This is a genomic window from Agrobacterium leguminum, assembly GCF_015704895.1.
GTDB lineage: Bacteria > Pseudomonadota > Alphaproteobacteria > Rhizobiales > Rhizobiaceae > Agrobacterium > Agrobacterium leguminum.
This window is the reverse complement of sequence record NZ_JADQWB010000027.1, coordinates 39,750-49,427: the sequence shown is the minus strand read 5'-3', so window position 1 is coordinate 49,427 and position 9,678 is coordinate 39,750. Positions and strand designations below refer to the sequence as shown.

General features: G+C 62.4%; 9 protein-coding genes. 3 read left to right on the top strand and 6 right to left on the bottom strand.

What is annotated here, in order from left to right; genetic code table 11:
• Positions 1-151 precede the first annotated feature (151 nt).
• Both I3J13_RS24290 and I3J13_RS24285 read right to left on the bottom strand, forming a co-directional pair.
• Entirely contained in the window at positions 152-847 is a 696-nt protein-coding gene (locus I3J13_RS24290; RefSeq protein ID WP_004445183.1) for a tellurite resistance TerB family protein, read from the bottom strand.
• A gap of 108 nt (positions 848-955) precedes the next feature.
• On the bottom strand, positions 956-1,594 hold the full coding sequence (locus I3J13_RS24285) for a 2-dehydro-3-deoxy-phosphogluconate aldolase (protein ID WP_035226090.1): 639 nt from the start codon (positions 1,592-1,594) through the stop codon (positions 956-958).
• A gap of 171 nt (positions 1,595-1,765) precedes the next feature.
• On the opposite strand from I3J13_RS24285, the gene I3J13_RS24280 reads away from it, so the two are divergent.
• From I3J13_RS24280 to trhO, 3 genes are all read left to right on the top strand, one after another.
• A complete protein-coding gene (locus tag I3J13_RS24280) occupies positions 1,766-2,254 on the top strand; it encodes a CYTH domain-containing protein (protein WP_004433417.1) in 489 nt (162 codons plus the stop codon).
• Positions 2,238-3,146: a CHAD domain-containing protein gene (locus I3J13_RS24275; protein WP_196380527.1), complete on the top strand. Its 909-nt coding sequence runs from the start codon at positions 2,238-2,240 to the stop codon at positions 3,144-3,146. The genes I3J13_RS24280 and I3J13_RS24275 overlap by 17 nt, the downstream gene beginning before the upstream one ends.
• A gap of 167 nt (positions 3,147-3,313) precedes the next feature.
• Positions 3,314-4,258: an oxygen-dependent tRNA uridine(34) hydroxylase TrhO gene (gene trhO, locus I3J13_RS24270; RefSeq protein ID WP_080853567.1), complete on the top strand. Its 945-nt coding sequence runs from the start codon at positions 3,314-3,316 to the stop codon at positions 4,256-4,258.
• Between the two features lie 228 nt (positions 4,259-4,486).
• Here trhO and I3J13_RS24265 read toward each other — a convergent pair whose 3' ends face one another.
• The 4 genes from I3J13_RS24265 to I3J13_RS24250 all read right to left on the bottom strand — a co-directional run bounded on the left by I3J13_RS24265 (position 4,487) and on the right by I3J13_RS24250 (position 9,494).
• Positions 4,487-6,730, bottom strand: a complete 2,244-nt coding sequence (locus tag I3J13_RS24265; protein WP_196380526.1) for a bifunctional diguanylate cyclase/phosphodiesterase — start codon at positions 6,728-6,730, stop codon at positions 4,487-4,489.
• Positions 6,731-6,982: 252 nt separating this feature from the next.
• Positions 6,983-7,762, bottom strand: coding sequence for a MetQ/NlpA family ABC transporter substrate-binding protein (locus I3J13_RS24260; RefSeq protein WP_004433407.1), 780 nt, complete (start codon positions 7,760-7,762; stop codon positions 6,983-6,985).
• A gap of 33 nt (positions 7,763-7,795) precedes the next feature.
• Positions 7,796-8,464, bottom strand: coding sequence for a methionine ABC transporter permease (locus tag I3J13_RS24255; RefSeq protein WP_004433403.1), 669 nt, complete (start codon positions 8,462-8,464; stop codon positions 7,796-7,798).
• Complete coding sequence (locus I3J13_RS24250; RefSeq protein ID WP_196380525.1) at positions 8,454-9,494, bottom strand: methionine ABC transporter ATP-binding protein; 1,041 nt, start codon at positions 9,492-9,494, stop codon at positions 8,454-8,456. The genes I3J13_RS24255 and I3J13_RS24250 overlap by 11 nt, the downstream gene beginning before the upstream one ends.
• Positions 9,495-9,678 lie beyond the last annotated feature (184 nt).

Genomic DNA, 9,678 nt, shown 5'->3' with positions numbered 1-9,678 from the left:
CCCCACAAGGGGGGAGATCGACCTGTGGCGACCTCTCGGCCATCTTCAACGTTGCGAGTGAGCGAGTGTTTCCTTCTGGCTGATCTCCCCCCTTGAGGGGGAGATGCCCGGCAGGGCAGAGGGGGGTGAGCCGCGCCCGCCGAGGCTAACCTCAAACCTTCGCCGCCACCACCGTCGCCTCGATATGGTCGACCAGCGCATCCGGCAATCCAAGCCGCCCGGCAAGAAGGTCGAGATAGCCCCGCTCCGCCCGCGTATCGGCCTCAATGGCAAGCCGCGAGGCGGTGTAAAGCTCCACCTTCTGCTCTTCCGTGCGGGCAGCAGCCACCAGCGCGTCGATGTCGAGCGGATCGGCCAGTTCCTTTTCGAGGAACCGCTCGGCTTCGCTATCGAGGCCGGAGACCTGCACCTTGTCCATGATGTTGGCGCGCTCCTTCTCATCGATATGGCCGTCCGCCTTGGCGGCGGCGATCATCGCCTGGATAAGCTTCAGCGCAAAATCATTGGAAAGGGCGGGCGATTGCGGGTGGAAGGCGGAATCGGCGGGCGGGGCGAGAAGCTCCGGCTCGGGTTTCGGCGCGGCTTCAGGCGCCTGGCCGGACTTGTAATTCTTGTAGGCGAGGTAACCGAGGCCCGCGATGGCGGCCACGCCGCCAATGGTGGCGACATTGCCGGCAAGCTTGCGGCCGGTCTTGGTGCCCAGAATGGCGGCGGCGAGCGCACCGGCCTTAAGCGGATTGTTCTTGGCGATATCGGCGGCCTGCCCGGCTCTGTCACGGACGCTTCCCGAAAGGCCCGGCACCTGCGAGCCGAGGAATTGTTCAAGAAGCTTCTTGGCGTCGAACATCAAAATCTCCTGTAGAGGTCAAATCTACAGGGGAGATAGGAAGCCGTGGGCCGAATACAAATGTCAAACCCGCTCACGCCTTCGTGAACGGGTTTGACAGAATGCAAATCAGCCGCGCAGTGCGGCGGCTTCGGCGGCAAGCTTGGTGATGCCCGCCCAGTCACCCGTCGCCACCAGTTCGCGCGGGGCGACCCAGGAACCGCCGACGCAGACGACGTTCGGCAGGGAGAGATAGTCATTGGCGTTCTTGAGCGACACGCTGCCGGTCGGGCAGAAGACGGTGCCGGCGAGCGGCGAAGACAGCGCCTTGAGATAAGGTGCGCCGCCGGCCTGTTCAGCGGGGAAGAACTTCAGCACCTTGTAACCCTCGTCGCGCAGCGCCATGACTTCGCTGGCGGTGGCAGCACCCGGAAGCAGCGGCACTTTGGAACCGCGCGCGGCTTCCAGCACGCTTTTATTGATGCCGGGGCTGACGATGAAGGTGGAGCCGGCTTCCGCCGCAGCTTCGAAATCCCGGGCATTGAGAATGGTGCCGGCGCCGACATTCGCGCCCTCCACTTCCGCCGCAACCGCGCGGATGGCATCGAGCGCCGCCGGTGTGCGCATGGTGATCTCGATTGCCTTCAGGCCGCCTGCGACCAAAGCGCGCGCAAGCGGCACGGCGGAAGCGGCGTCATCCACGATCAGCACCGGCACGACCGGCTGGAGCTTGAGGATGGAGAGCAGTTTTTCGGAGTCCTGGGCCAAGATGAGCCTCCCTTGCGCAATTGAAACGATTGAAATTCCGTCTACCGATTAGCCTGCCTCGGCTTTCATGTCGAGGCGCGCCAGCCGCATTTTTATCCAGATACTTCAATCAATTCGCTTCATCGCACTATCATATTGCGATAATCTGGCCCCCCAGTTCGCGGAGACAGCATGGCCAAGGAAATTGAACGGAAGTTTCTTGTTGCAGGCGGTGAATGGCGCAATGAGGTCACGCATAGCATGGCTTTCCGGCAGGCATATGTCGCCTCGATGGAAAACCGCTCGGTCCGGGTCAGGATCGTCGACCGGCGCGATGCGACCCTGACCATCAAGATCGGCGCAAGCGCGCTGGTCCGCGACGAATATGAATATTCCATACCCCTCAAGGACGCCGAAGAGCTGATGGCAAGCGCGCCGGGCGTGGTGATCGAAAAAACCCGCCACACTGTCGACCACGGCGGCTTCACCTGGGAAGTGGATGTTTTCGAAGGGAAATATCACGGGCTGGTGGTGGCGGAAGTGGAAATGAACGACGAGAATGCCGATCCCGATCTGCCGTCCTGGCTGGGCAGGGAAGTCACCGGAGACAAGCGCTTCTCCAACCAGTCGCTCGCCATGGACTGTCCGAACGGAGACTTGCCGGATGCCCTTCAGAATTGATCCGAAAAAGCCCTTCGACAATGAAATCCGTCGGGCCGGGCTGGAGCTGATCGACGATACGGTCACGATCCTTCGCGACCAGCCGTCCGGATCGCACGAGGCCGTGCACGACGCCCGCAAGCGGTTCAAGCGACTGCGCGCCCTCTATCGCCTCATCCGCAGGGCGGCGCCGGATTTCGGCCGTGAGGAAAACGCCCGTATTCGCGATATCGCCCGCTCCCTCGCCTTTGCGCGCGATGCCACGGCGCTGGTGGAGACGGCGGAATATCTCGAGGCCTTCGCGCGTTCCGATGCCCAGGGCGAAGCGCTGCGCTCGATCACCGCGATGCTGCGCGCGCGCCGCGACGACGCCATAGAACATGAGGCAGGTCTCGACGAGGCCATTGCCGCCGCCATCGCCGGCTGCGGGGAAGCGCGCAGGAAGCTCGAGGACCTGTCGCTGCCGGATGAGTTGAAAGACACCGCCCGGCTGCTCAGAAGCGCCTGGGCGAAACAGAGGAAAACGGCACGCAAGGCGCTCACCGATTGCCACGAACAGGCCGACGTTGAGCATTTCCATGAATTGCGCAAGTCCGGGCAGGCCTATTGGATGCATCTTGGCCTGATGCGCCGGCTCTGGCCTTCCGCCATGCGCGCCAAGCGGGCCGATACCAAGCGGCTGGTGGACATTCTCGGCCACGAGCACGATCTCTCGGTTCTCGCCGCCGTCGCAGACCGCGAACCGGAGCGTTTCGGCAATGGCGAGCGGCTGGCCCTGCTGCTCGATGCCATCATCGAAAGACAACAGGCACTGCGCACGGAAGGCCTTGCGCTGGCGAACGAGGTGTTTTCCGAATCCGCCCGCACCGAAAGCCGGATCGTCGGCCTGTTGTGGCGGCAGGCGGCGAAATAGCCCAAACGCCACTTTCGGCGCTCGCCCACCTCCGTCATTCCGTTGCCTGCACACGGCGGCAGGAATGACAGGAAGCCCGCAAATCCTCCCGATTTGACGATTTTCAAAATACCCGAACCCGCCGATAAATATTGCTTTGCGGTCGCCGTCGCTGTATTTCAGCGCCCATGACCGACACGACCATTCTCCCCCGCCCGGAAGTCTCTGGTGATTTCCTTGTGGCCGCGCTTTATCATTTCGCCCGCCTGCCGCGGTTCGAGAGCCTACGCGAGCCGTTGTTTGCGCTCTGCCAGGAAAACGGCGTCAAGGGCACGCTGCTGCTTGCCGCCGAAGGTATCAACGGCACCATTGCCGGGCCGGATGCGGGCATTCACGCCGTGCTCTCCTTCCTGCGCGCCCAGCCGGAATTCGCCGCGCTGGAGCACAAGGAAAGCCGCGCCTCGCACATGCCTTTCGTGCGGCTAAAGGTGAAGCTCAAGAAAGAGATCGTCACCATGGGCGTGCCGGATATCGATCCGAACCGCATCGTCGGCACCTATGTCGACCCGCGCGACTGGAACGAGCTGATCTCCGATCCGGATACAATCGTCATCGACACCCGCAACGATTACGAGACCGCCATCGGCGTCTTCAAGGGCGCTGTCGATCCGCAGACGAAAACCTTCCGCGAATTTCCCGACTGGGTGAAGAACAATCCCGGCCTGCACAACAAGCCGAAGATCGCCATGTATTGCACCGGCGGCATTCGCTGCGAAAAGGCCACCGCCTTCATGAAGGAACAGGGGTTCGACGAGGTCTATCACCTCAAGGGCGGCATCCTGAAATATCTGGAAGAAGTGCCGGAAGAAGAAAGCCTGTGGGAAGGCGCCTGCTTCGTGTTCGATGAGCGCGTCTCGGTGGTACATGGCCTTGCCGAAGGCGACCACCAGCTCTGCCACGCCTGCCGCAACCCGATCACACCGGAAGTGCGCCTATCCCCCAAATTCGAGGAAGGCGTGTCCTGCCCGAGCTGCTACGACGACCGCAGCGAAGAGGACCGCCAGCGTTTCCGCGACCGGCAGCAGCAGATCGAACTGGCAAAGAAGCGCGGCGAGCGGCATCTGGGGCGGTAATCCCCGTCGGCTATCGGACTGCATAACGGTTGGGGTTTGTTTGAGCGGGCGCCGCGTGTTTCTTCTCCCCGTCGGGGAGAAGTCCGCGGCAGCGGGATGAGGGGGCAAGCTCTCCGAAATCCGGCGACGTCGCCCCCTCATCCGACCCCTCGGGCCACCTTCTCCCCGGCGGGGAGAAGAAATGGGCCGCACCTTCAGGTGATCAAGAATGGGTGGAAGTAATCAGCCTCACGCCCCTGCCCGCAACGCAAAGAGCGGCGCGTCCTGCCCGTCCAGCATGGCGGTGATCTCTTCCGCCGCAACCGGTTTCGAGAACAGGTAACCCTGCAACTCATCGCAGCCGCACAGATGCAGGATGGCCGCCTGCTCTTCCGTTTCCACGCCTTCGGCCGTCACCGGAATGTCGAGCGACTTTGCCAGCGCCACGGTGGCCTGCAGCATTTCCAGCGACCGACCGCCCTTGTCGAGCGCCATGATCAGCGAACGGTCGATCTTCATGCGGTCGAAACCGAAGCGGCGCAGATAACCGACGCTGGCGAAGCCGGCGCCGAAATCGTCGAGCGCTATATGCAGGCCAAGCTGTTTCAGCTTGTCGATGGCCGCACTCGCCCGTTCCGGATGCTGGATGAAATAACCTTCCGTCATTTCCAGCCGCAGCCTTTCAGGCGGCGTCTGCGTCGCGTCGAGAATATCGGCCACATGGCCGGAGAAGGCCGGATTGCGGAACTGCACGGGAGAGATATTCACCGAGAGCTTGATGGACGGCCATAGCTGCGCCGTCTCGCAGGCCTTGTGCAGGACGAGAAGGCCGAGCCGGTCGATAAGGCCGCTGGTTTCGGCAGCCGCAATGAAGATATCCGGCGGCACGAAGCCATATCCCGGCCGCTGCCAGCGGGCCAGCGCCTCTACCCCGGTAATACAGCGCGTGGCGGCGCTGACGACCGGCTGATAGACCACCTGTATCTCGTCGTTCAGAATGGCGGAGCGAAGATCGGCTTCGAGCTGCAGCTTTTCCTCGCGCAGCGCATCCATCTTCAGCTCATAGGAAACATAACGCCCGCGTCCGTTCTCCTTGGCCTGATACATGGCCATATCGGCACGCCGCAGCAACTCCTCGCCATTGATATCGCCGGCGCGGGAAACCGAGGTGCCGATGCTGCAACCGATGCTCGCCACCCTTTCACCGATGCTGAAAGGCTCGGTAAAGAGTTCGAGAAGCGCCAGACACAGTTTGCGGCCTTCGGCCCAGACGTCGTTGCCCTGAATGGCGATGGCGAATTCGTCGCCGCCGAGCCGCGCCAGCACCGCGCCTTCCGGCACCAGCACTCTCAGCGCCGCCGCCACACCCTTGATCAGCCGGTCGCCGGCGGCATGGCCGTAGGAATCGTTGATTTCCTTGAAACCGTCGAGATCGAGATAGAGCAGCTTGATATCCGTCTTGTCATGGCGACCCCTGTCGACCATGCGGTTCAGCCTGGCGAAGAGCCCGGCGCGGTTGCTGAGCCCGCTCAGCCGGTCGCGCAGCGCCTCCTCCCGCGCCGCCGCCTCATCCGCCTTCAGGCGGTCGAGCGTGGCCGAACCGATGATGAGCAGCACCAGAAAAAACGTGCCGGCAATGCCAAGCGCGGTAAAGACGACCGGACGCGCCTCATGAAAGCTGACGTCTCCCGGCAGGTGCGAGCGCCAGACGAGCCGGGCCAGCACCTCCCCCAGCGGATTGACGATATCCACATGGTTGGCGGCGGGCCCGTCGCCATATTGCAGTTCCAGACCGTCGATGACGTAATTGCGGGCAAGCTTGTCCACCGTCGCCTGCTTGAGATGACGGGCGAAAACCAGATAACGCCGCTCCGCACCGACCGGCGGCAACGCCCCGGACTTCATCCGCACGAGCGCAACGCCCGCGGCGGCGACGCCATCGCTGGTCTTGACGAAACCGGTCACCTGCGAGGTGATACCCGGACGCATGGAACGCACGCGCTCGATCATTTCCCGGAGGCCGCCGGCAAAATAGGCGTCCGGCTTCCATGCCACCGGCTTGCCGTCCTGATAGGCCATGCGGACCTTGCCGTCCTCATCGATGACCACGGCCGTATCGAAGAGATCGTTATTGACCGTCATCTCGCCATAATTGCTTGCCACCCAGTCGAACCGATCAGGGGCATAGACATATTCGGCGGCATCGTCCCAGGCGGCGTAGTCGTTCAGCGTCGCGCCGAGCTGTTCGCGAAAGGTGACGAGGGCGCCCGCCGTCGTCTCGCGCGAACGGGCATTGTCGAGCAGGTTGGCCTTTTCCCGGACCTGGCTCAAGGCGGATAAAACCAGCGCGGTGACGATGATAAGCACCAGCGCGAAGGTGGACAATACGACGCCCACGGCGGTTCTGCGCCCGACCGGCAAATAGTCCCCAATGTTGCGCGGCGCAATCCGCATAAAATCCCCTTCGAAAGCATCATCTTCCGAAGGAAACATTCAAAAGCGGTTAAGCCGCATTGTGGCCCCGCCCCAAAAAACTACGGGTATAAAACGACAGTCTGGCAGAGGCGCTGAAAAATCCTTCCCTGAAATGCCCTGGGTTTTTCATGGAAAGCGGATTTGCGTCCGTCCGGAAAAGAAAAAACCTCCCCCGCGAACGGGAGAGGTCGTGATTTTTTTAAGCCGGGATGGCGAAAAGTGTAAGCGGTTTTCGCCTTAAATACCGGTCTGATCTAGTGCTGGAGCGGCTTACCAGGACGGGATGACCGTGCCGTTGTACTTTTCCAGAATGAAGGCCTTCACTTCCGGGCTCTGGTAGGATTCAACCAGCGTCTTCACCCACGGCTTGTCCTTGTCCTGCGCACGAACGGCGATGACGTTCGCGTAAGGGGACTTTTCGCTTTCGATGGCGATGGCGTCCTTCTTCGGGTTCAGGCCGGCAGCCGTCGCATAGTTGGTGTTGATGACCGAAGCGTCGGTATCGTCAAGCGAGCGCGGCAGCTGGGCGGCGTCGAGTTCGACGATCTGGATGTTCTTCGGGTTTTCGGTGATGTCGGCAGGCGTTACCTTGAGGCCGGCTTCTTCCTTGACCTTGAGCACGCCCTTGGAAGCGAGAACCAGCAGCGCGCGGCCGCCATTGGTCGGGTCGTTCGGAATGCCGACGGTTGCGCCGTCCTTCAGCTCGTCGAGGTTCTTCACCTTCTTCGAATAAACGCCCATCGGGGTGGTGATGGTGGTGCCGACGCTGACGAGATCGAACTTGCGGTCAGCGATCTGGTTGTCGAGGTAAGGCTGGTGCTGGAAGGAGTTGGCCTGCAGCTCGCCATCGGCCAGCGCCTGGTTCGGCACGACATAGTCGGAGAATTCGACGATATCGATATCGAGACCCTTGGCGGCCGCGATCTTCTTCACCTGCTCCATGATCTGCGCGTGCTCAGCGGGGGTTACGCCGATCTTGATGGTCTCGGCCAGCGCCTGACCGGCGGTGAAGAGAGCGGCGAGCGAAGCCGCGAGAATGAGTTTCTTCATGGGTGTCTCCTTGGGTTGTTATTATAAACGCAGTTAATTCTTCCGGGTCCGCTTGTCGAAGCTGCGGGCCAGCCTGTCGCCGGCGCTCTGCACCAGCTGCACCAGCACGATCAGCACCAGAACCACGACCAGCATCACATCCGGCATGAAGCGCTGGTAACCGTAGCGGATGCCGAGATCGCCCAGCCCGCCGCCGCCGACCGCGCCGACCATGGCCGAATAACCGATGAGGCTGACCAGCGTGAGCGTGAGCGCCAGCGTGATGCCGGGCTTCGCCTCGGCCAGAAGCACCTTGGTCACGATCTGCAGCGGCGTGGCGCCCATGGCGCGGGCGGCCTCGATCAGGCCCTTGTCCACCTCGCGGATCGCCGCTTCCACCAGCCTTGCGATGAAGGGCACGGTTGCGACCGTCAGCGGCACGATGGCCGCGCTGGTGCCGATGGAGGTGCCGGCGACGAGACGGGTGAACGGAATGATCGCCACCACCAGAATGATGAAGGGCGTGGAGCGCGCGGCGTTCACGACGAGGCCGAGGATCCGGTTGGTCATCGGCGCCGGAAACAGCTCGCCCTTGCCGCTGGTGGCAAGGAAAACGCCCATGGGCACGCCGATCAGCGAGCCGACGATGCCAGCAACGGCGACCATGTGCAGCGTCTGCAACAGGCCCTTGGAGAGAAGGCTGAACAGCATATCAGGCGACATAACCGAGCACCTCCGTGTGAAGACCGGTCTCAGCATAAAAGCGATTGGCGCGGGCGGTGATATCCGCCGAGGCCGGATAGGAGACGACCAGCGAGCCGAAGGGCTGGCCGGAAATTTCCTCGATGGTGCCGGCAAGGATGTTCACGTCCGGGCCGATTTCGGCGACGAGGCGCGCCGTCAGCGGCTGGAAGGCCGTCTCGCCGAAGAACACCAGACGCACCAGAACGCGGTCGCCTTCCGCCGCCTGCGGTTTCAGGCCCGAAGTGACCCAATGCGGCAGCTTCACGCCGACCGAGGACGACAGCAGGCTGCGGGTGGTCTCATGTTTCGGTGCGGTGAAGATATCGAAGGTCGTGCCTTGCTCGACGATCAGGCCCCTGTCGATGACCGCCACCTGCGAGGCGATGGTCTTCACCACCTCCATCTCGTGGGTGATGAGCAGTACGGTGAGCCCCAGCTCGGCATTGATGCGCTTCAGCAGTTCGAGAATGGATTGCGTCGTTTCCGGATCGAGCGCCGATGTCGCCTCGTCGGAGAGGAGCAGCTTCGGCTGGGTGGCGAGCGCACGGGCAATGCCGACACGCTGCTTCTGGCCGCCGGAGAGTTCCGCCGGATAACGATTGGCCTTGTCGGAAAGGCCGACGAGATCGAGCAGCGGCGCAACGCGCGTTTCGATCTCCTTCTTGCCCATGCCGGCGATTTCGAGCGGCAGGGCCACATTGTCGAAAGCGGTGCGCGAGGACAAAAGATTAAAGTGCTGGAAGATCATGCCGACGGAACGGCGCAGCGTGCGCAGGCTCTTTTCATCGAGCGCCGCGACATCGACGCCATCGACGACCACGCGGCCGGTCGAGGGCTTTTCAAGGCCGTTGGCGAGGCGGATGAGCGTGGACTTGCCCGCACCCGAGCGGCCGATGATGCCGGTGATGGAGCCTTTCGGCACGACGTAGTCGATACCGGCAAGGGCTGCGAATCCGGGCTTGCCGCCGGCGCCGCCAAAGGTCTTGGTCACGCCTTCAAACGTGACCATAGGCTCCTTTGCCGACCCTTCAGGGACCGCCTGTTCTTGGCGCGCGGGGGATGCCGCGCTGGATGGAAAACTCATTGTAAACTCTGGGAATGCGTGACGGATCGGGTCTCAAAAAATCCTGTTGCGGTGCTGAACCGCTCTCTTCATGCAGCCTTCTGGCACATTCGATGACAGCTGATTTTCC